Source organism: Pseudomonas sp. S3_A03 (assembly GCF_054668275.1).
In genome coordinates, this window is the sequence record NZ_CP162753.1 from 1608005 (window position 1) to 1628847 (window position 20843).

18 protein-coding genes and 1 pseudogene are annotated in these 20843 nt (G+C 62.1%); 7 read left to right on the forward strand and 12 right to left on the reverse strand.

The window, feature by feature from the left end; all coding sequences use genetic code 11:
* Positions 1-4 precede the first annotated feature (4 nt).
* Entirely contained in the window at positions 5-1159 is a 1155-nt protein-coding gene (locus AB4O25_RS07150; protein WP_460150699.1) for a DUF1624 domain-containing protein, read from the forward strand.
* Positions 1160-1227: 68 nt separating this feature from the next.
* On the opposite strand, the gene metE is transcribed toward AB4O25_RS07150, so the two are convergent.
* The 7 genes and pseudogenes from metE to AB4O25_RS07185 all read right to left on the reverse strand — a co-directional run bounded on the left by metE (position 1228) and on the right by AB4O25_RS07185 (position 9204).
* Positions 1228-3516 (reverse strand): 5-methyltetrahydropteroyltriglutamate--homocysteine S-methyltransferase, encoded by a 2289-nt coding sequence (gene metE, locus AB4O25_RS07155; RefSeq protein ID WP_068935783.1) that lies wholly within the window; start codon positions 3514-3516, stop codon positions 1228-1230.
* 199 nt (positions 3517-3715) lie between these two features.
* Positions 3716-4549: a phosphodiesterase gene (locus tag AB4O25_RS07160; protein WP_460150700.1), complete on the reverse strand. Its 834-nt coding sequence runs from the start codon at positions 4547-4549 to the stop codon at positions 3716-3718.
* A gap of 10 nt (positions 4550-4559) precedes the next feature.
* Positions 4560-5591 (reverse strand): ABC transporter ATP-binding protein, encoded by a 1032-nt coding sequence (locus tag AB4O25_RS07165; RefSeq protein ID WP_460150701.1) that lies wholly within the window; start codon positions 5589-5591, stop codon positions 4560-4562.
* The gene (locus tag AB4O25_RS07170; RefSeq protein ID WP_065878710.1) at positions 5588-6382 is read right to left on the reverse strand and encodes an ABC transporter permease; all 795 of its coding nucleotides are present in this window, start codon (positions 6380-6382) and stop codon (positions 5588-5590) included. The genes AB4O25_RS07165 and AB4O25_RS07170 overlap by 4 nt, the downstream gene beginning before the upstream one ends.
* A pseudogene (locus AB4O25_RS07175) lies at positions 6379-7196 on the reverse strand (ABC transporter permease). The gene AB4O25_RS07170 and the pseudogene AB4O25_RS07175 overlap by 4 nt, the downstream one beginning before the upstream one ends.
* A complete protein-coding gene (locus AB4O25_RS07180) occupies positions 7197-8201 on the reverse strand; it encodes an ABC transporter substrate-binding protein (RefSeq protein WP_267864418.1) in 1005 nt (334 codons plus the stop codon).
* A complete protein-coding gene (locus AB4O25_RS07185) occupies positions 8185-9204 on the reverse strand; it encodes a LacI family DNA-binding transcriptional regulator (RefSeq protein ID WP_460150702.1) in 1020 nt (339 codons plus the stop codon). Before AB4O25_RS07185 ends, AB4O25_RS07180 begins: the two co-directional genes overlap by 17 nt.
* Positions 9205-9497: 293 nt before the next feature.
* On the opposite strand from AB4O25_RS07185, the gene AB4O25_RS07190 reads away from it, so the two are divergent.
* The 3 genes from AB4O25_RS07190 (at position 9498) to AB4O25_RS07200 (ending at position 12614) form a co-directional block, all read left to right on the forward strand.
* The gene (locus AB4O25_RS07190) at positions 9498-10595 is read left to right on the forward strand and encodes a carboxynorspermidine decarboxylase (RefSeq protein WP_017527271.1); all 1098 of its coding nucleotides are present in this window, start codon (positions 9498-9500) and stop codon (positions 10593-10595) included.
* A 29-nt stretch (positions 10596-10624) separates the two neighbouring features.
* The gene (locus AB4O25_RS07195; RefSeq protein ID WP_017527270.1) at positions 10625-11869 is read left to right on the forward strand and encodes a saccharopine dehydrogenase family protein; all 1245 of its coding nucleotides are present in this window, start codon (positions 10625-10627) and stop codon (positions 11867-11869) included.
* A gap of 505 nt (positions 11870-12374) precedes the next feature.
* Positions 12375-12614, forward strand: a complete 240-nt coding sequence (locus tag AB4O25_RS07200; RefSeq protein ID WP_460150703.1) for a DUF6124 family protein — start codon at positions 12375-12377, stop codon at positions 12612-12614.
* Between the two features lie 48 nt (positions 12615-12662).
* Here AB4O25_RS07200 and glsB read toward each other — a convergent pair whose 3' ends face one another.
* Together glsB and AB4O25_RS07210 are read right to left on the reverse strand one after the other, a co-directional pair.
* On the reverse strand, positions 12663-13571 hold the full coding sequence (gene glsB, locus AB4O25_RS07205) for a glutaminase B (RefSeq protein WP_017527268.1): 909 nt from the start codon (positions 13569-13571) through the stop codon (positions 12663-12665).
* 138 nt (positions 13572-13709) lie between these two features.
* Complete coding sequence (locus AB4O25_RS07210) at positions 13710-14120, reverse strand: hypothetical protein (protein ID WP_065878705.1); 411 nt, start codon at positions 14118-14120, stop codon at positions 13710-13712.
* A 111-nt stretch (positions 14121-14231) separates the two neighbouring features.
* Between AB4O25_RS07210 and AB4O25_RS07215 the strand changes: the two genes are divergently transcribed.
* Both AB4O25_RS07215 and AB4O25_RS07220 read left to right on the forward strand, forming a co-directional pair.
* Positions 14232-15080, forward strand: a complete 849-nt coding sequence (locus AB4O25_RS07215; RefSeq protein ID WP_017527266.1) for an AraC family transcriptional regulator — start codon at positions 14232-14234, stop codon at positions 15078-15080.
* 110 nt (positions 15081-15190) lie between these two features.
* Positions 15191-16135 carry an aliphatic sulfonate ABC transporter substrate-binding protein gene (locus tag AB4O25_RS07220; protein ID WP_460150704.1) on the forward strand — a complete coding sequence of 315 codons (945 nt, stop codon included), beginning with the start codon at positions 15191-15193 and terminating at the stop codon, positions 16133-16135.
* A gap of 61 nt (positions 16136-16196) precedes the next feature.
* Here the strand turns inward: AB4O25_RS07220 and AB4O25_RS07225 are convergent, their stop codons facing one another.
* From AB4O25_RS07225 to AB4O25_RS07235, 3 genes are read right to left on the reverse strand one after another with little or no spacing between them, the layout of a single operon-like run.
* A complete protein-coding gene (locus tag AB4O25_RS07225; protein ID WP_017527265.1) occupies positions 16197-17672 on the reverse strand; it encodes an FGGY family carbohydrate kinase in 1476 nt (491 codons plus the stop codon).
* Positions 17673-17676: 4 nt separating this feature from the next.
* Positions 17677-18609 carry a transketolase family protein gene (locus tag AB4O25_RS07230; RefSeq protein ID WP_017527264.1) on the reverse strand — a complete coding sequence of 311 codons (933 nt, stop codon included), beginning with the start codon at positions 18607-18609 and terminating at the stop codon, positions 17677-17679.
* Positions 18599-19435 carry a transketolase gene (locus tag AB4O25_RS07235; protein ID WP_460150705.1) on the reverse strand — a complete coding sequence of 279 codons (837 nt, stop codon included), beginning with the start codon at positions 19433-19435 and terminating at the stop codon, positions 18599-18601. Before AB4O25_RS07235 ends, AB4O25_RS07230 begins: the two co-directional genes overlap by 11 nt.
* Positions 19436-19796: 361 nt before the next feature.
* Here AB4O25_RS07235 and AB4O25_RS07240 point away from each other — a divergent pair, with 361 nt between their 5' ends.
* Positions 19797-20804 carry an ABC transporter permease gene (locus AB4O25_RS07240; RefSeq protein WP_017527262.1) on the forward strand — a complete coding sequence of 336 codons (1008 nt, stop codon included), beginning with the start codon at positions 19797-19799 and terminating at the stop codon, positions 20802-20804.
* Positions 20805-20843 lie beyond the last annotated feature (39 nt).

The window sequence follows — 20843 nt, forward strand, 5'->3', positions numbered from 1 at the left end:
TCCCATGACTGACGCTGCCCCTCTGCGCCAACGCCTGCTCAGCATCGACGCCCTGCGCGGCCTGGTGATACTGTTCATGCTGCTCGACCACGTGCGCGAAACCTTCCTGCTGCACCGCCAGGTCGGCGACCCCATGAGCATCGACACCACCGAACCCGCGCTGTTTATCAGCCGCACCCTTGCCCACCTGTGCGCGCCGGTGTTCGTGCTGCTCACCGGGCTGTCGGCGTTTTTATACGGCCAGAAATACCAGGGCCGGCGCGACGTGTCGGCGTTCCTGTTCAAGCGCGGGTTGTTTCTGGTGGTGCTGGAATTCACCTTGGTCAACTTCGCCTGGACCTTCCAACTGCCGCCCAGCGTGGTCTACATGCAGGTGATCTGGGCGATCGGCGTGAGCATGCTCGCCCTCGCCGCCTTGGTCTGGTTGCCGCGCCCGCTCTTGATCGCGCTGGCGCTGATGATCATCGGCGGGCACAACCTGTTGGATGGGCTGCACTTCACGCCCGGTTCGCCGGCGCAAACGTTGTGGTCGATCCTGCATGAACGCAGTTGGATTCAAGCGTCCGATACCCTGCGCCTGCGCATTACCTACCCGGTGCTGCCGTGGATCGGGGTGATCGCCCTGGGCTATGGCATCGGCCCCTGGTTTGCCAACGGCATGCCGCCGGCGTTGCGCCAGCGCTACCTGTTAGTGGGTGGGGTGAGCGCGCTGGTGGGCTTTGTGCTGGTGCGCGCGGCGAACGGGTATGGCGAGAAACCTTGGCAGGCCTACGAAAGCGGCGTGCAGACGTTGATGAGCTTTTTCAATGTAACCAAGTACCCGCCTTCGCTACTGTTTCTGGCATTGACGCTGGGGGTTGGGTTGTTGCTGTTGCTGGCGTTGGAACGCGCGGGGCATCGACGTTGGATCGGCGTGTTGGCGGTGTTTGGTTCCGTGCCGATGTTCTTCTACCTGCTGCATCTTTATGTGCTCAAAGTGCTGTATATCGCCTGCGTTGCGTTGTTTGGGCTTAACCACGGCAACTACTTTGGGTTTGATGGCATGGGCGCCGTGTGGCTCGCGGCGTTGCTGCTGCCGCTGGCACTGTACGCGCCCGTGCGTTGGTTCGCCGGGCTGAAAGCACGGCGACGGGACCTGGCCTGGCTCAAATACCTCTGACGCGATAGGGACTGAATGTGGGAGGGGGCTTGCCCCCTCCCACATTTGGATTGCATTCGACTCGCCAATCAAGCCAGTTCAGCTCGCAGTTGCCGGGCGGCCGCCACCATATGAATCAACGCCGCCTCCGTCTCCGGCCAAGCCCGTGTCTTCAACCCGCAATCGGGGTTAACCCACAACCGCTCGGCCGGAATGCGTGTGGCTGCCTTGCGCAGCAGGCCGGCCATTTGCGAGGCATCCGGTACCCGAGGCGAGTGGATGTCATAGACGCCCGGGCCGATGTCATTCGGGTAAGCGAAGGCTTCGAACGCGTCCAGCAGTTCCATGTCCGAGCGCGAGGTTTCGAGGGTGATCACGTCGGCATCCATCGCCGCGATGGACTCGATCACATCGTTGAACTCGCTGTAGCACATGTGCGTGTGGATCTGGGTTTCATCACGCACACCGCAGGCGCACAGGCGGAACACTTCGGTGGCCCAGTCCAGGTAATGCCGCCACTGCGCCTGGCGCAACGGCAGGCCTTCGCGGAATGCGGCCTCGTCGATCTGTACGATCTTGATACCCGCCGCTTCCAGGTCCAGCACTTCGTCGCCAATGGCCAAGGCCAACTGGCGAGCCTGCACTTCGAGGCTCACGTCTTCACGTGCGAAGGACCACATCAGCATGGTCACCGGGCCGGTCAGCATGCCTTTCATCACCTTGCTGGTCAGGCCTTGGGCATAACGGATCCACTCCACAGTCATGGCCTTCGGGCGGCTCAAGTCGCCGACAATCACCGCCGGTTTCACGCAGCGCGAACCGTAGCTTTGCACCCAGCCGAAGCGCGTGAACACGTAGCCCTCCAGTTGCTCGGCGAAGTACTCGACCATGTCGTTACGTTCGGCCTCACCGTGCACCAGCACATCCAGCCCGAGGTTTTCCTGCACCTGTACGGCGTGCTTGATCTCGCTGTGCATGGCTTCGACGTAGTCGGCTTCACTCAACTTGCCGGCCTTGTAAGACTGACGCGCCAGACGGATCGATGCGGTTTGCGGGAACGAACCGATGGTGGTGGTCGGGAACAGTGGCAAGTTGAGGCCGGCGCGCTGTTTGTCGATACGCTGGGCAAACAGCGACTGGCGTTGGCTGTGCTTGGCGCTGATGGCTGCAACACGCGCTTGTACGGCGGGTTTGTGAATACGCGGTGATGCGGCGCGGGCGGCGTGCACGGCGCGGCTGTCAGCCAGGGCCGCGCGTACGTCGGGGGCTTCGGGCCGGCTGACCGCCTGGGCCAGCACCGCCACTTCGGCGCACTTTTGCACGGCGAAGGCCAGCCAGCTTTTCAACTCGTCGTCCAACTGGTCTTCACGGCCCAGGTCCACCGGGCTGTGCAGCAGCGAACAAGACGGCGCCACCCACAGGCGCTCGCCGAGTTTTTCATGAGCATGCTGCAAGGTCGCCAGGGCCTGTTCCAAGTCGCAACGCCACACGTTACGACCATTGACCACCCCCAGGGACAACACCTTGTAAGCAGGCAGACGATCAAGGATGGTCGGGTATTGATCCGCGGCGCGCACCAGGTCGATATGCAGGCCATCGACCGGCAGGTTGGCGGCCAGGCCGAGGTTTTCTTCCAGCCCACCGAAATAGGTGGCCACCAGTTTTTTCAGCGGGTCGCGCTGGATCAGGTTGTAGGCGCGCTCAAAGGCGTTTTTCCATGCCTGCGGCAGGTCGAGTACCAGGATCGGCTCGTCGATCTGCACCCATTCCACACCCAGCTCGGCCAGGCGCTGGAAGATCTGGCCGTATAGCGGCAGCAGGCGTTCCAGCAGGTCGAGTTTGTCGAAGTCGGCGCCCTTGGCCTTGCCCAACCACAGGTACGTCAGCGGGCCGATGATCACCGGCTTGACGCTGTGGCCCAGCTCACGGGCTTCCTGCACTTCCTCGAAGAGTTGGTCCCAACCCAGGTGGAACTGCTGGTCGGCGCTGAATTCCGGCACCAGATAGTGATAGTTGGTATCGAACCACTTGGTCATTTCCTGGGCGTGGGCACCACCGCAGCAACTGTCGCTGACGCCACGCGCCATGCCGAACAGCGTGTGCAAGGTGACATGGCCGTCAGCCGGGCGGAAACGCTCGGGGATCACGCCAAACATCAGCGAATGCGTGAGTACCTGGTCGTACCAGGCGAAGTCACCGGCGGGCAACAGCTCAATACCGGCCTGCTTCTGCAGATCCCAATGGGCCTTGCGCAAGTCACGGCCCACGGCGCGCAGGCCGGCTTCGTCAAGTTCGCCCTTCCAAAACGCTTCCTGCGCTTTTTTCAGTTCACGATCGCGTCCAATACGCGGAAATCCAAGGGAATGAGCGACTGCCATGACTGATAACTCCACTGCCAATATTCAATGGCAGCCATTGTCGGCGGGCGACGATAGTGAGACAAACTCATTTTATTTTAGATCATCACGAATTTTGCTCATGTACGCAGACAAGCCTGTTTGGCCGGAAAGCGTGCTCCCACTGGATCGCGCAGCAGCTCAAAATCACTTACTCACTGACTGAAACCTGTGTAAAGCCTCAGTCAATCAAGCCATGCGCGTCATAAAACGGATACGGGCCCGGGTAGTCCCCGAACACGCCGTTGTGGCTGATCAGCCCCTGTTGCGCGTCCCAGCGATGCAACAGATACCCCGCCGGTTCCAGGTTGAAATGCGCGGGTGCCGCTGCCTGCAAATCCAGCACGATCTGATGGGACGTGCCGGGGCACACACAGCTGAGGCTGCCACCGAAGCGTCGCTGCATCGGTCGGTGCAGGTGCCCGCATAACAGGCGTTCTACCTGGGGGTGCCGGGCGACGACGGCTTCCAGGGCGGTGGCATTGATAAAGGGTTCGCGGTCCATATGGCCGATGCCGCTGATAAAGGGCGGATGGTGCAGGATCAGCAAGGTCGGCACATCAGGGCGCAACGCCAACTGTGCGTCGAGCCACTGCACTTGGCTGTCGAGTAACTGGCCACCATGGCCGCCGGGAATGGTGGAATCCAAACCGATCAGCCGCAGCGGGTACGCGTCGACCACCCAATCCAACGGGCCGTCGGCCGAACGCGGCAAATAGGCGTGGTCACTGAATGCATCCAACAGCGGCCCACGGCTGTCATGGTTGCCCGGCACCAGGTAGCACGGCATGTGCAGGCGCGCGAGTTGCGGGTGCAGCACGGCGTATTCATCGGCGCGGCCGAAGTCCACCAGGTCGCCGCTGACCACCACGATATCCGGCCGCGGCCGGCTGGCGTTCAGATGGTCGATGGCGCGGCGCAGTGCGCCCAGGGTATCCACAACCCCATAGGTGAGGCGCTGGCCGGCTTTAAGGTGCAGGTCACTGATGTGGGCGACTAGAAACGGACGATTCACAGGCAAATTCTCACGCATTGAGGGTGAACAATGTATGCGGCGCAATTGCCAGGGCCATCGGCGCGCCGACGCTGTACAGGTGGTTGTCGCTGCTGTCGACCAGCAGCGGTTGTGGGCCGCCGACGTCGACCAGCAAACGGCTGTGCGCGCCCTGGAAAAACTGCGCGAGCAGATGCCCCTGCAGATGCCCTTCGTGTTCCATCACCCGCAGGTGTTCGGGGCGGCAGTACACGGTACTGGGCACATGAGCCTTGTGCCACGGCAACTCGCCGCCGCAGACTTTCAAACCGTGAACGGAGGGTTCGATGACTTCAAAGGCGTTCAGGTTGCCGACGAAACCGGCGACGAAGGCATTCGCCGGTTGCTGGTAGATCTCCCGTGGGCTGGCCAGTTGCGCGATGCGGCCGTGCTCCATCACCAGGATGCGATCACCGAGGGCCATGGCTTCGCCCTGGTCATGGGTGACAAATACCGACGTGATGCCGAGGCCGCGCAGCAGTTCATTCAGCTCACTGCGCAGGCGCTCACGCAGTTGCGCATCGAGGGCGGCCAGCGGTTCATCCAGCAACAGCACTTTGGGGCGCGGCGCCAGGGCGCGGGCGAGTGCCACGCGTTGGCGCTGGCCGCCGGACAACTCGTGGATGCTGCGCGCGCCGTGGTCCTGCAGCCCCACCAGTTCCAGCAACTCGTCGCAGCGCTTGTTGCGCTCCAGCGGCGACATACCGCGAACCTTCAAGCCATAAACGATATTCCCCGCCACATCCTGGTTGGGAAACAACGCGTAGTTCTGGAACACCATGCCCACGTCGCGACGCTCGATGGGCAGGCGCGTCACATCCCGGTCACCGAACAGCACCTGGCCAACGTCCGGGCGCTCCAGACCGGCGATCAGGCGCAAGGTGGTGGTTTTGCCACAGCCGGACGGGCCGAGAATCGCCAGGGTTTCGCCGCCTTCGACGGTTAAATTCATGGCATGCACGGCCACGGTGCCGTCGGCGAATGCCTTGCGACAGCCCTGCAGGCGAATAGTGATAGCGGTCATCGACGCTCTCCACGGGATAAACGGGCACTGATGGCCTGCAATGCAATCAGCAGCGGCACGATCATCAGCAAAAAGATCAGGGTGTAGGCACTGGCGATTTCCAGGCGTGCCGAGGCATAGCTGTCGGCCAGGCCGACCGGCAGGGTTTTGGTCATCGGTGTGTGCAACATCCAGGTCAGGTTGAATTCACCCAGGGACAGGGTGACCACCATCAGCACCCCCGCCAGAATCCCCGCCCGGCAGTTGGGCACCACCACGCTGAAAAAGCGCTTGATAGGGCCGGCGCCAAGGCTGGCCGCCGCCTCTTCCAGCACCGGCAGTTGCTGGCGCTGCATCACCGCCATTACCGGGCGTACCAAAAATGGCAGGGTAAACAGCACATGACCGACCAGGATGAACAGCCAACTGCTGCGAAACGCGCCGAACTGGCCGTAGGTGAGCAGCAAGGCCAGCGCACTGGCCAGGCCCGGCATCGCCACCGGCAGCACCATCAGTTCCTCGAAGGCGCGGCTGAAGCGGTTGTTCATGCGCACCAGGGCGTAAGCCGCCGGTACGCCGACCACACACACGCACACTGCGCAGGCCATGGCCAGTTGCAGCGACAGCCACACGGTTGGCGAATAGGCCTGCCATACCTGCACCAGCCAATCGAACGTGAGGCCACTGGACAGGCCGACAAAGAAGTTGCGTGTAAGCCCCGCCAGCAACGACATCAACACCGGCACCAACATGAAAGCGCACACCAGCAAGGTAAACAGCAGTTGCACAACAAACAGTGATGAGCGCTTCACAGGACCGTCCCCGCGTTTTTCACCAGGCGCCGCGTGAGCAGCAACACCGCCCAGGTCACCGCGCCCAGTACCACCGACAACGCAGCGGCGACGGCAAAGTTGGCGTAATTGGTGAATACGTTGTAGATCGCCACGGGAGTGACGTTCAGCCGCGTGCCCAAGGTAAAGGCCGTGCCGAAGGCGCCCATCGACGTGGCAAAACAGATCGCCCCGCACGACGCCAGCGCCGGCGCCAGGCCGGGTACGATCACGTCGCACACCACGCGCCAGTGCCCGGCGCCCAGCGAATGCGCGGCTTCTTCCAGGCTGCGGTCAAGGCTTTCGCAGGCGGCCATTACCGTGAGAATCACCCGTGGGATCGAGAAGTACAGATAACCCACGAACAACCCGGCCAACGAGTAGGCGAAGATCCACCGCTCACCGGCCAGGTGCAGGCCCAGAGACGCCAGCAGGCCCTGGCGCCCCGCCAACAGAATCACCAGAAAGCCCACCACCACGCCGGGAAACGCCAGCGGAAACGTGAGCAACGCCACCAGCGCCGAGCGCCCGAAAACCGCTGCCGCGCGAGGAACACCCCACTGATACCGCCCACCAGCAAGGCCGCGCCCGTGACGACCATCGCCAGCACGCAGGTTTGCACCAGGCTGCCCACGTACTGTGCGCTGCTGAGCACTTGCCAATAGCCGCTGCCATTGCTGTCACGGCTTTCGCTGCCCAGCACGATCAAGTGCGCAAGCGGCAACAGCCAGAACGCCAACAGCACCGCAAACGCCGGGGCCAGGGCCCAGGCGGCGTGTCGTGCGGATGTGGCCACTTACTTGACCTCGTTCAGGTAACGGGCGGCGAAGGCTTCCTGCACGGCGGCCATTTTCTGGTAGTCCACCACGCCGGCGCGGGCGTAGTCGCTGTCCGGCAGGAATTGCTTGGCGACTTCGGCTGGTATCGGCACCGGGCGTACCGGTCGCAGGTACGCCTTGGCCCACAATGCCTGGCCGGCGTCGGACAGCACAAAGTCCAGTACCTTCTCGCCATTGGCGCGGTGCGGCGCGTTGGCAACCAGGCTCATGACGTACGGCACGCTGATGCTGCCTTCCCTGGGGATCACGAAGTCGACGTGAGCGTTGTCTTTGTAGCGTGCGCGGTAGGCGTTGAAGTCGTAGTCCACCAGAATCGGCAACTCACCGGACAGCACCCGCGCATAGGCGGTTTGCTTGGGCACGATGGGGGCGTTTTGCGCCAGTTTCTGGAAGTAGTCGATGGCCGGGGTGAAGTTGTCCAGGTCGCCGCCCAGGGCGCGGTTGATCGCCACCGCCGACACGTAGCCGACGAACGCGCTGGACGGGTCGAGGTAACCGACCATGCCTTTGTATTCGGGCTTGAGCAGGTCAGCCCAGCTTTGCGGTACGGGCAAGCCGCCCAGGGCATCGACGTTGACCATGATGCCCAAGGTGCCGGAGTGGATCGCAAACCACTGCCCCGCCGGGTCTTTCAAACCGGAGGGGATCTGCTCCCAGCCTTTGGGTGTGTAGCCATCGACCACGCCGGCTTTTTGCGCCTGCAGGCCGAAGGTCACGCCGTAGTACACCACGTCGGCCACCGGCGCGGCTTTTTCCGCCACCAGTTGCGCCAGGGACTGGCCGGAGTTCTTGTTGTCCAGCGGCACTTGCACGCCGGTATCGGCGGCAATGGCCTTGAGTTGGGTGCCCCAGTCGGCCCAGTCCGGCGGGCAGTTGTAGCAAATCGCGGTGTCGGCGGCCTGGGCCAGGCTGGCCATGCCACACAGCAGCACGGCGGCCAGGGTTTTACGGAATGCGCGCATCAAGGGACTCCTCATGGGGTTGGCTGCTTTCGCCCGGCCGGATATGGCAAGGCAGACAATGGGAAATCGGGGCGTTGCCGGCGATCTGCGCCAGCAATTGGTCAATCACTGTGCTGGCGAGCAGCGCGATGGGCTGCACCACGCTGCACAGGGTCGGGTGCGTCTGGGTGCCGAGGGATATGCCGTCAAAGCCCATCACCGACAGTTGCTGGGGCACGTGCCAGGCGTTGCGACGCAACTCGGCGATCAGGCTGATGGCCAGGAAATCGTTGGAGCACAGCAGCGCGGTGGGCGCCTCGGGGCCTTCGAGGTACGGCTGGATGGCGACGAATTCAGCCTGAGTGTGGGCCGGCATTTCGATCACCGGGCGGCTCTTGAGGCCGAACGCTTGCATGGCGTCGCAATACCCGGCGTAACGCAGGCGCGCACGGTCGGACTGCAACGCGGGGCCGGCGACCATGCTGACGCGCCGGTGCCCTGCTTCCAGCAGATACCGCGTGGCCATGGTCATGCCGGCGCGGTTGTCCACCGACACGGCGCTGTAGTTGGGGTTGCTCGGTTGGTGATAGGCCAGCACGAACGGGGTTTTCTCGGTATTGAGGCTGCTGAGCACGCTGTTGCTCTCGGCATCGGTGACGGTCAGCACCAGGCCGTCGACGCGCTGGCGCAGCAGTTCTTCGACCACGCTGCACTCGCGCTCGGCGCTGTAGTCGGTGGTCGCCAACACCAGGCTGTAGCCGCGCAACCGCGCCGCGCGCTCCATGGCCTGGAACTGTTCGGCGAACACTGGGTTGAGCAGGTTTGGGACGACCACGCCGATCAGGTTGGTGGTTTGCAGGCGCAGCTGGCGGCCCAGCAGGTTGGGACGAAAACCCAGCTCACGGGCGGCGGCAAACACCTGTTCACGGGTGCTCATGCGCACCTGCTCAGGGGAGGCAAAGGTACGCGCGGCGGTGGCGCGGGATACCCCAGCCAGGCGTGCAACGTCTTTCAGGTCAGTCATTGTCACTCGCTTGAGATCGATCTCATTGGCCAGGACAGTAACGGGGCAATATGGCAGGACGGTGGTAGAGAGATGACGGTTTGATGTCAATGTAACTGATGCACAGAGAATCAATTGTGGGAGGGGGCTTGCTCCCTCCCACACTGGACCGGTGTACATCCATGGATAGTCATACTCGAGGACTATGCTGGGAGACCGGGTGCGCAAAATCCGCCGGCTAACCTTTCGATCCTGACCAAGTGCGGGCACAATGCGTGTCCTTTTTTGGCAGGCACCGCCGCAGGCTCTCAAAAATGATCAAAACGCCGTACTACCTCATCGATAAACAGAAGCTTCTGGTCAACATGCAGAAGATTGCTTACGTGCGCGAACAGTCCGGCGCCAAGGCTCTGCTGGCGCTCAAGTGCTTTGCCACCTGGTCGGTGTTCGACCTGATGCAGCAATACATGGACGGCACCACGTCGTCGTCGCTGTATGAGCTCAAGCTCGGTCGCCAGAAATTCGAAGGCGAGGCCCACGCCTACAGCGTGGCCTGGGCCGACGATGAAATCGAAGAGATGCTGGAGAACTGCGACAAGATCATCTTCAACTCGATCAGCCAGTTGCAGCGTTTCGCCGAACGCAGCGAAGGCAAGACCCGTGGCCTGCGTGTGAACCCGCAGGTGAGCAGTTCCGATTACCTGCTGGCCGACCCGGCGCGCCCATTCAGCCGCCTGGGCGAATGGGACCCGGTGAAGATCGAAGGCGTGATCGAACAGATCTCCGGCTTCATGTTCCATAACAACTGCGAGAACGGCGATTTCAGCCTGTTCGACAAGATGCTCGGCACCATCGAGGAACGCTTCGGTGAACTGCTGCACAAGGTCAAGTGGGTCAGCCTCGGCGGCGGCATCCACTTCACCGGCGAAGGCTACGCGCTGGACGCGTTCTGCGCGCGCTTGAAGGCGTTCTCCGAAAAGTACGGCGTGCAGGTCTACCTGGAACCCGGCGAAGCGGCGATCACCAACAGCGCCTCGCTGGAAGTCACCGTGCTCGACACGCTCTACAACGGCAAAAACCTCGCCGTGGTCGACAGCTCCATCGAGGCCCACCTGTTGGACCTGCTGATCTACCGCCTCAACGCCAAGCTGGCACCCAGCGCGGGTGAACACACCGTCATGGTGTGCGGCAAATCGTGCCTGGCCGGGGACATCTTCGGCGAATATCAATTTGATCGTCCGCTGGCCATCGGCGATCGGCTGTCGTTCATCGACACCGCGGGCTATACCATGGTCAAGAAAAACTGGTTCAACGGCCTGAAAATGCCGTCCATCGTAGTGAAACAACTCGACGGTACAGTCGAAGTGGTTCGTGAATTTGGTTACGACGACTACCTGTCCAGCCTTTCGTAAGCTGGCGGATATTAGGAGAGTAAAAGCAATTGAAAAAGAACGTTCTTATCATTGGTGCAGGAGGTGTCGCCAAGGTGGTGGCCCACAAGTGCGCGCAGCACAACGACGAACTCGGTCGTATTGCTATCGCGTCGCGCAACATCTCCAAATGCCAGGCCATCATCGACAGCGTCAAGGCCAAGGGTAGCCTCAAGGTGCCCGCCGATATCCAAGCCTTCGCGCTGAACGCCCTGGACGTGGAAGCGACCAAGGCTCTGATCCGCGAGACCGAATCGCAGATCGTCATCAACGTAGGTTCCGCGTTCCTGAACATGTCGGTCCTGCGTGCCTGCATCGACACCGGCGTTGCGTACCTCGACACCGCCATCCACGAAGAGCCGGGCAAGGTCTGCGAGACCCCGCCGTGGTACGGCAACTACGAATGGAACCACCTGGAAGAATGCAAACAGAAGAACATCACCGCCATCCTCGGCGTGGGCTTCGACCCGGGTGTCGTCAACGCGTATGCCGCGCTGGCGCAGCAACAGCATTTCGACCGCATTGATTCGATCGACATTCTCGACGTCAATGCCGGCTCCCATGGCAAATACTTCGCCACCAATTTCGATCCGGAAATCAACTTCCGCGAATTCACCGGGCAGGTGTGGAGCTGGCAGAACAGCCAGTGGACCAGCAACACCATGTTCGAAGTCAAACGCACCGACGACCTGCCGGTCGTCGGTCCGCAGAACCTCTACCTCACCGGCCATGACGAAGTGCACTCGCTGTCGAAAAACCTCGACGTGCCGAACGTGCGCTTCTGGATGAGCTTCGGCGAACACTACATCAACGTGTTCACCGTACTGAAAAACCTCGGCCTGCTCTCCGAAAAGCCGGTCAAGACCGCCGAAGGCCTGGAAGTGGTGCCGCTGAAAGTGGTCAAGGCCGTGCTGCCCGACCCGTCGTCGCTCGCCCCTGGCTACACCGGCAAAACCTGCATCGGCGACCTGGTCAAAGGCACCAAGGATGGCCAGCCACGTGAGTTATTTATCTACAACGTGGCCTGCCATGAAGAAGCCTTTGCCGAGACCGACAGCCAGGGCATCTCCTACACCGCCGGCGTTCCACCGGTGGCCGCAGCGCTGCTGGTTGCCCGTGGCGAGTGGGATGTGAAACACATGGCCAACGTCGAGGAACTGCCGGCTGAGCCGTTCCTGAAGGCGCTGGACGTGATGGGCTTGCCGACTCGCATCAAGGACGAGAAAGGTGATCGGGCCTGGGATGCGATTGCCTGATAGGCGATAGCTGACCGAACAAAAGAATGCGCCCGAAGTGGCGCATTTTTTGTTTGGGCTCACATAAATCCCAAAGAACAATGAAAATCCAAATGTGGGAGGGGCTTGCTCCCGATAGCAGTGTGTCAGTCAATACATTTGTCACTGATCCACAGCTATCGGGAGCAAGCCCCTCCCACAGGGATAGCACTTCGCCCCGAACTCTCAGAGTTTTCCCACGACTGTTTCAGGTTGCCGCCCGGAACTTCGCTGACTAACCTCTTCCCCCGTCGCTGCCAATTCAGCGACCGGATTTGACCGTCCGGCCTTGTTAACGAACTGCTACGCCCTGCACCTATCCCAGGCGTTTTTTTGTGCCTGAGGTATCGTGTCGCGGCAGTTGTGCGCGGGATACCTTCGGGTATGCCGGGTTCGTTGACAACCGGTCGGTCAACCCGCGTACAGCTGCCACCCTCTTCGTTTGACCGCGAACGCTGGCGGCTCCACTTGTCGACGGAGTTCCACCATGATTAAAGACACCCCAAATCCCCCAGATAAACTCTTCACCGTACGCCCTAACTTGGGCACCGAAACCCTGCTGGTCAACGCATCCCAGGATCTATCCTCCATCACCGACATCGCCACCCACCTGGCCTTTGAAATCGACGGTGCACAACGCAATGTGGCGCTGGGCATCTGCCGTATGCTGGAAGGTGTGCAACTGCTGGTGGACAAAGCACTGGATGACGCCCATCCAGCCGCATGACACCCGATGATCGTTCCCACGCTCTGCGTGGGAACGATCTCAACCCACTTAAAACACCGACCACCCAATCCGCTCGCTCAACAATTCCAACGCCCTGATCCCCGCCAGCGAGTTCCCCGCCGCGTTCAGCTCCGGCGACCACACGCACACCGTAAACTGCCCCGGCACCACCGCGACAATCCCGCCGCCCACGCCGCTCTTGCCCGGCAACCCTACGCGATAGGCAAAATTACCCGCCTCGTCGTACAGCCCGCTGGTGGCCATGATCGAGTTGACTTGCTTGGTCTGGCGCGCGGTCAAGATCTGTTCTCCGCTGTGGGCGCTGGTGCCTTCGTTGGCGAGGAAGCTGAACGCCTTGGCCAGGTCCAGGCAACTCATTTGCAGCGCGCAGTAGTTGAAGTAGCTGTGCAGCACCGCGTCCACATCGTTGTGGAAGTTACCGAAGGACTTCATCAAATACGCCATGGCCGCGTTGCGCGCGCCATGTTGGGCTTCGGAGTCGGCGACCACGCTATTGACCAGGATCTGCGGGTTGCCGGACAGGCGCCTTACAAAGTCGCGCATCGACAGAATCGGCACGGCGAAGCGCGATTGATTGATGTCGCAGATCACCAGCGCACCGGCGTTGATGAACGGGTTGCGCGGGCGGCCGCGTTCGAATTCCAGCTGCACCAGGGAGTTGAACGGTTGCCCCGACGGTTCATGCCCCAGGCGCTCCCAAATGGTTTCGCCGCCATGGTCGATGGCCTGCACCAGGCTGAACACCTTGGAAATGCTCTGCACCGAGAACAGCGTATCGGCATCACCGGCGCGGAAGGCCGAGCCGTCGTTGCCGTACACGGCGATGCCGAGTTGGTTGGCGGGCACGTCGGCCAGTGCGGGAATGTAGTCGGCGACTTTACCGAGGCCGATCAGTGGGCGCACTTCGTCGAGGATCGACTCCAGCAGCGCCTGCATGTCTTGTCCTGTCATCTGTCTTTGAGTCAGTGGAAAGCGGGGCGCGCAGGATACTTCAATGGGCGTGCAAGCCCCACACAATCTAAGCTGCATTCTCGGATCGTTTGCCAGCAGGGCCGCCGATGGTGGTGTGCGCCTTCAAAAATGCGCCACATCCGACACCCGCTCATCCAGCACATCCCGCGCCAGCGCCCACGCCTGGTCTTTGGACTCCACCACCAGCAACGGATACCCCCAGGCCTTGCCGACCATCACCGCAAACGGTTTGAGCGCCAGGCGCTTGGCCGCGCTGGGTTCCACCTGGATCATGCCCTTGACGAACGTGCGCAACGCCTCTCGGTGTTTCTTCATCCAGATCGAGGCTTGCTTGCGCTGCTCATGGGAATGTTCGTGATTGCTTTCGTCCACGGCTTTTTCATGCAGCAGCAGGAAGGATTGCCGCCGTGCCAGCAGGGTTTCAAAGAGTCGGAAGGCATCCTCCGGCCCGTCTTGGCTCGGCGCATCGAAGACGATTTTCACCACCGGGAACGTTGTACTGTCGAGTCGCATGGCACAGCTCCTTAATGAGAGTAGATCTCAATATTAAGGCCGCAACCACTGGACGGCATTGCACAGAATAGCCAGACTGTTTCGCAATCCGGCCAGCCTGCGAGCCCCACCATGAAGCACCGCCGTCTCGACCTGCTCGACCCGCTGATGGCCAAGGACGCCGACCTGCTCCCCCGAGCCGTGGTGGCCGTGGGCGCCACCAGCACGTCGGACTCCTGGGAACATGCCCAGCACACCCACCGCAAGGGCCAGTTGATGTATACCCTGCGTGGGGTCATCCACTGTGAAATCGAAGCGGGAATCTGGATCGTGCCGCCCCAGTGCGCACTGTGGATTCCCGGCGGCACGCCCCATTCGGCGCGCGGCTCAGGCGAAGCGCACGTGTATTGCCTGCTGATCGAGCCCAGCGCCGCCCAGGCCCTCGCTCCGCGCTGCTGCACCCTGGCGGTATCGAGCCTGCTGCATGAATTGATCAGCAAGGCCGTGAGCTTCCCGCAGTTGTATGACGAGGCCGGCCCCCAAGGTCGCCTGATCAATACGTTGCTGGATGAACTGGCCGCCGCGCCGGTCGAAGCCCTGCACCTGCCCATGCCCCAGGACGCACGCTTGCGCCGCCTGGCAAACAGTCTGCTGGCCGATCCCACCGACAAAGCCACCCTGGGCCAGTGGGCCGTGCGCATCGGCATGAGCGAACGCAGCATGACACGCCTGTTGCTGGAGGAGCTGGGCCTGAGTGTCGGCCGTTGGCGCCGGCAGCTGCATGTGATCCTGTCCCTGCAACGGCTGGCCAAGGGTGAGAGTGTGCAGCGGGTGGCGCTGGACCTGGGTTATGAAAACGCCAGCGGCTTCATCACCATGTTCCGCAAGGCGGTGGGCCAGCCGCCGGCGCGCTACCTGGCGGAACGTGCGGGGGTGCTCAGCGCGAGCGTCCAGACCATTGCGCTGAAAGACGCCCACTGACTTCATCGAAATGCGCAAAAAAGCGACCTAAGCTCAGGCCTAAAGATTATTTATCTAAAGGTTTTTAGAACCTTATGCTTGGCCAAATTTCGTTGAACATCGAGCGTGCCATGTCCATACCTCGTCCCTTCGCTGCTGTCTTCGGGTTGCTGGCCTTGTCTGTCGCCGTGAGCGCGCAGGCCCAGGAAACCCTGCGCATCGGCTATCAAAAATCCTCCACCCTCATCACTCTGCTGAAAACCCAGGGCACCCTGGAAAAAGCCCTCAAGGCCGACAACATTGACGTGAGTTGGCACGAATTCCCCAGTGGCCTGCCGCTGCTCGAAGCGCTGAACGTGGGCAACGTGGACATCAGCGCCGACGTGGCCGACACCGTGCCGATTTTCGCCCAGGCCGCCCAGGCCAAGCTCACCTACTTTGCCCAGGAAGCGCCCTCGCCTTCGGCCCAGGCCATCGTGGTGCGCAAAGACTCGCCGATCGAGCAATTGGCGGATTTGAAAGGCAAGAAAATCGCAGTGACCAAGGCGGCCGGCACCCACTACCTGCTCATCGCCGCGCTGAATAAGGCCGGGCTGGCCTTCGCGGATATCGAACCGGCGTACCTGTCTCCCGCCGACGGCCGCGCTGCCTTCGAAAACAACAAGGTCGACGCCTGGGTCACCTGGGAGCCCTTCCTCACCAGCGTGCAGCGGCAACTGCCCACGCGCACCCTGGCCGATGGCGCGGGGCTGGCGAGTTACAAGCGCTATTACCTCACGGGCACGCCTTACGCCACGGCGCATCCGCAGGTATTGAAGGTGGTGTATGCGCAGCTGGAGCAGGCCGGGCAATGGGTTAAAACCCATCCCCAGGAGGCGGCGAAAGTGCTGGGGCCGTTGTGGGGCAACCTGGATGTGGCCACGGTGGAAGCGGCGAACACGCACCGCAGTTATCAGGTGCAGCCGGTGACGGTGGACCAGTTGGGGGAACAGCAGAAGATTGCCGATGCGTTCTTCAGGGCGGGGTTGTTGCCCAGAGCCGTGGATGCCAAGGATGTGCAGACGTGGAAGCCTTGAGACCGAACGCGGTTAGAAAATGTGGGAGGGAGCCCCCTCCACAGTTGACCTCCACCGGTCTTTAGAGAAGCGTGCGGGCCAGGGCCTTTTTCCATTCTAAATAACGCCCTGCCATCGCCGGGTCATCCTGCGGCTCAAAGCGCTCGCGCTGGCGTTCCAACTGCCTCAGCGCTTGATCATCAGCCCACAGCCCCAACGCCCGCCCGGCCAGATGCGCCGCGCCCAGCGCCGAGACTTCCGGTGACAGGCTACGCACCACCGGGCGTTGCAGCAGGTTGGCCAAAAACTGCATCAGCCAGCTATTTCGCGTGGCGCCGCCGTCTACCCACAGTTCTTTCAACGGGCTGCCGATGTCCTGCTGCATCGCGTCGAACACGTCGCGAATCTGATAGCCGATGGACTCCAGCGACGCGCGCAGGATATGCGCGCCGGACGTGGCCTCGGTCAGCCCGCACATCAACCCTCGCGCATCGGCTTGCCAATGCGGCGCGCCCAGCCCGGACAGTGCCGGCACAAAGTACACACCGCCGTTATCCGGCAGTTGCGCGGCTTGCTCGGTCAAGGCGTCCAGGGAACCGCCGGCCACCAGGCGCGCGGCCCATTGCACGGCGGCGCCGGTGTGGACGATATTGCCCTCCATACCGAACGTGGGTTTCACGCCGTCATGCCAGGCCAGGGTGGTCGACAGCCCATGGGTGGAGGCAATCGCGCCGCTCATGGGGGTCATCAAGGAGGAGCCGGTACCCAGGGTGGCCTTGACCAACCCCGGCGCAAAACCGCCCTGCCCGTACAGCGCGGCGTGGGAGTCGCCAACCATCGACATGATCGGGATCCCGGCGGGCAAGCCGCCCAGCGCGACGGTTTCGGCGAAGAACCCCGCGCTGGGCTGGATCGGCGCCAGCGCTGCCAGGGGAATCGCAAACAGGTCCAACAGCACCGGGTCCCAGGCGCAGGTGTGCAGGTTGAACAGCTGCGTGCGCGCCGCGTTGGAATAGTCAGTGGCAAACACCTGGCCGCCGCTGAGTTGCCAGAGCAGCCAGCTGTCGACGGTGCCCAGGCAAATCTCACCGGCAGCGGCGCGGGCGTGGCCGTTGTCCAGGTGGTCGAGGATCCAGCGAAATTTACCGGCCGAGAACATGGGGTCCAGGGCCAACCCGGTGCGTTCCAGGATGAGGGCTTCGTGCCCTTGCTGATGCAACTGGGCGCACAACACGGTGGAGCGTCGGCATTGCCAACTGATGCATGGCGACAGCGGCTCGCCGGTACGGCTGTCCCAAGCCACCACCGATTCGCGCTGGTTGCTGATCGCCAGCGCGGTGATCGGGCGATCCACCTGGGCCAGGCAGTCTTCCATCGCGGCCAGGGTGCTGTGCCAGATAAACAGCGGGTCCTGTTCGGAAAAACCGGCCTGGGGGTGGCTGACGCTCAATGGCCGCGAACCGCGGGCGATCACCTGCCCCTGTTCGTTGACCAGCACCGCCTTGGCATTGCTGGTGCCTTCGTCTATCGCCAGGATCAGCGGAGTGTGGTTATTCATGGGGTCACCGCAACCGAGTGGCAGCCGCCACAATCCCAGCCGCGTCGATGTTATGCAAGGCGCGCGTCGGTTCGCGCGCACCGGCGGCGGCGTATTCGCCATCGCCGATGCCCAGGCGCACCAACGCAATGCCCAGCCCGGCTTCGGCCAACACTTCGGCGACCAGGCTGCCGACGCCGCCGTTGATGTTGTGTTCTTCCACGCTGATCACGGCGCGGGTGCCACTCAATGCGCTGAGCAACACATCGCGCTGCAACGGCCGGATCGACGACAGGTTGATCACCTGCGCCTGGATGCCCTGCTCGGCCAGCAAATTGGCGGCGTCCACCGCTTCATGCACCACCGAACCGAGCGCCACGATGCTCACGTCGGCCCCCTGGCGCAGGATATCCACCTGGCCGGGCGTGAATTTATAGTTCGCGTCGTGCAGGTCGGGCAACGCTTTGCCGTCGAGGCGGATATACACCGGCCCGTGGTAGCGCAACGCGTAATCGACGATCTGCCGACACTCTGCGGCATCGGCCGGGGCGAAGATGTGCACATTGCCAAAGCCCCGCATCACCGAAATATCGTCGAGGCTGTGGTGGGTGCTGGCCAGCGGGCCGTAGCTGGCCCCGGCGTTGAGGCCGAACATCTTCACGTTGGCCTGGTTGTAGCAGACGTCGACCTTGATCTGCTCATTGGCGCGCGAGATCAGAAACGGCGCGGCGTTGCAGGTGGCAGCAATCTTGCCACCCAGGGCCAGCCCCGCCGCGACGCTGACCAGCGACTGCTCGGCGATGCCAACGTTGATCAAGCGCTCGGGAAAACGCTGGGCAAACGGGCCGATCTTGGCCGTCGATGTGGAGTCGCTGACCACCGGCACCAGGTCCAACCCGGCGTCGACCGCGTCAATAAAGGCCTGCACCATGACGCTCGCCAAATGTTCACTCGCCATGGTTCAACTCCTCCAGTGCTGCATTGATTTCATCACCCTTGGGCACGCGATGGTGCCATTCGGGGCGGGCTTCGATAAACGACACGCCCTTGCCTTTGACGGTGTGGGCGATCAGCACCTGAGGCGCGCCGGTGCGGGTTTGCATGCGCTCCAGGGTGTCGATCAACTGGCCCACATCGTTGCCGTCGCATTCGCTGACCGTAAAGCCAAAGGCGGCCCATTTCACATCCAGCGGGTCGAGCGGCATGATGTCGGCGGTCAATCCGGCCAACTGCAGCTTGTTTTTGTCGACGATCACAAACAGGTTATCCAGGCCGTACTTGGCCGCCGCCATCGCAGCCTCCCAGTTGGAGCCTTCGGCCAGCTCGCCGTCGCCGGTCAGCACGTAGATACGTTTTTTACTGCCGGACATCTTCGCCGCCAAGGCCAGCCCTACCGCTACCGGCAAGCCGTGGCCGAGGGCACCGGTATTGAGTTCGATGCCGGGGGTTTTCTGGCGCACCGGGTGGCCGGGCAAGTGCGAATTGAAGTGCTGATACGTCGACAACCACGCCTCGGGGATGTAACCCGCCTGCGCCAGGCAGCAGTACAAACCACCCACACCGTGGCCTTTGCTTTGGATATAAATATCGCGCTCGGGGTCTTCGGTGCGTTCCGGGCCGGTATCGAGGATGCGGAAATACAGCGTGGCAAGGATGTCGGTTTCCGACAGGTCGGCCCCGGTGTGACCGCCTGCCGGGGAATCGGCGTTCAGACGGATCACATGGCGGCGGATCAGGCGGGCCTGTTCCTTGATCTGGTGGGCGTTGTACTGGAAGGCATTCATGCAGCGGCTCCTGTGGGGCTGACCACGTGAGTTGGAAGTGCCGAAAGCTGTGTTTGAATATTTATTCAGCAATGACAATATATTTCTATTTAGACGCTGATCGGATGCGCGGTCAAGGGAGCGATCGCTGTAAAAATGAAAAAACTGAAGAAATATCACTCGGACAAACGGGCAAAATCCCACACGGGCCGGTCTACCCCGTGGCTTTGCGTGCCGTTAAACCGGCGTTTTAGAGGCATACCCGAAAAATTAAGCGCTTGACTTTGCCACGGTGTCACTGGAATCTGAATTAACAGTCAGGCGCGCATAAATATTCAAGCAGCCTGAAAGCACTCCAAAAAAAACAACTCAGGAGAACACTGTGGACGCCAAAGCGATTGTCCAGCACCCGGACGAACTCAAGCCGCCACCCCGCCCCCGCCTGGTGAAACTGCTGCCCAGCAATATCGGCGGCCCACTGATAGGGCTTGTGCTGCTGGTGCTGGTTTTCTCCTTCAGCTCCGAATTCTTTTTCTCTTTGCGCAATGGCCTGAACATTCTTGATCAGGTCACGGTGCTGGGCATCCTGGCGATCGGCATGACGGCGGTGATCGTGATCGGCGGCATCGATCTGTCGGTCGGCTCGGTACTGGCCTTCTCGATGATGATGCTCGGCTGGCTGTATCAGGACCAGGCGGTGCCGCTGGGCTTTGCGATTGCGATCTCGATTGCCACCGGCATGCTCGCCGGTCTGGTGTCCGGCGGGTTGATCACCTACGCCAAGTTACCGCCGTTCATTGCCACGCTGACCATGATGTCGGTGGCCCGCGGCCTGGCGAACATCCTCACCGAAGGCCGGCAGATCGTCGGTTACCCGGAGTGGTTCACCAGCCTGGCCACGGTGCGGCATTTCGGCTTTTTATCCGCCACTGTCGGGCTGTTCCTGGTGATGTTGCTGGTGGCCTGGGTGTTCCTGCGCTTTCGCGCCGGTGGCCGCAACCTCTACGCCATGGGCGGCAGCCCGGAAGTGGCGCGCCTGTCGGGCATCAAGGTGCGTGCGATTACCCTGTGGGTGTACGCCATCAGCGGCGCTCTAGCTGGCATCGCCGCGGTCACCCTGGCCGCGCGCCTCGACTCCTCGCAACCGAGCGCCGGCCTGAGCCTGGAACTGGACGCCATCGCCGCCGTAGTGATCGGCGGCGCCAGCCTCAGCGGTGGCGTGGGCAGCATCGGCGGCACCCTGGTGGGCGTGCTGATCATTGGCGTGTTGCGCAATGGCCTCAACCTGCTGGGCGTTTCGCCCTTTATTCAACAAGTGGTGATCGGCGTGGTCATCGCCCTCGCCGTCACCATCGACACCCTGCGACGCCGCTCCAGCACTGCCCGTTAAACCTGTTCGACAGTTGACACCCTCCAACAATAAAACCAG

Excerpts from the sequence above, each read along its gene's own strand:
- metE (WP_068935783.1), bottom strand. The coding sequence starts at position 3,516 with ATGGCAGTCGCTCATTCCCTTGGATTTCCGCGTATTGGACGCGATCGT.
- AB4O25_RS07210 (WP_065878705.1), bottom strand. The coding sequence starts at position 14,120 with ATGCGACTCGACAGTACAACGTTCCCGGTGGTGAAAATCGTCTTCGAT.
- AB4O25_RS07200 (WP_460150703.1), top strand. The coding sequence starts at position 12,375 with ATGATTAAAGACACCCCAAATCCCCCAGATAAACTCTTCACCGTACGC.
- AB4O25_RS07220 (WP_460150704.1), top strand. The coding sequence starts at position 15,191 with ATGTCCATACCTCGTCCCTTCGCTGCTGTCTTCGGGTTGCTGGCCTTG.
- AB4O25_RS07235 (WP_460150705.1), bottom strand. The coding sequence starts at position 19,435 with ATGAATGCCTTCCAGTACAACGCCCACCAGATCAAGGAACAGGCCCGC.
- AB4O25_RS07230 (WP_017527264.1), bottom strand. The coding sequence starts at position 18,609 with ATGGCGAGTGAACATTTGGCGAGCGTCATGGTGCAGGCCTTTATTGAC.
- AB4O25_RS07185 (WP_460150702.1), bottom strand. The coding sequence starts at position 9,204 with ATGACTGACCTGAAAGACGTTGCACGCCTGGCTGGGGTATCCCGCGCC.
- AB4O25_RS07215 (WP_017527266.1), top strand. The coding sequence starts at position 14,232 with ATGAAGCACCGCCGTCTCGACCTGCTCGACCCGCTGATGGCCAAGGAC.
- AB4O25_RS07150 (WP_460150699.1), top strand. The coding sequence starts at position 5 with ATGACTGACGCTGCCCCTCTGCGCCAACGCCTGCTCAGCATCGACGCC.
- AB4O25_RS07165 (WP_460150701.1), bottom strand. The coding sequence starts at position 5,591 with ATGACCGCTATCACTATTCGCCTGCAGGGCTGTCGCAAGGCATTCGCC.
- AB4O25_RS07190 (WP_017527271.1), top strand. The coding sequence starts at position 9,498 with ATGATCAAAACGCCGTACTACCTCATCGATAAACAGAAGCTTCTGGTC.
- AB4O25_RS07225 (WP_017527265.1), bottom strand. The coding sequence starts at position 17,672 with ATGAATAACCACACTCCGCTGATCCTGGCGATAGACGAAGGCACCAGC.
- glsB (WP_017527268.1), bottom strand. The coding sequence starts at position 13,571 with ATGCAGGCGCTGCTGGAGTCGATCCTCGACGAAGTGCGCCCACTGATC.
- AB4O25_RS07180 (WP_267864418.1), bottom strand. The coding sequence starts at position 8,201 with ATGCGCGCATTCCGTAAAACCCTGGCCGCCGTGCTGCTGTGTGGCATG.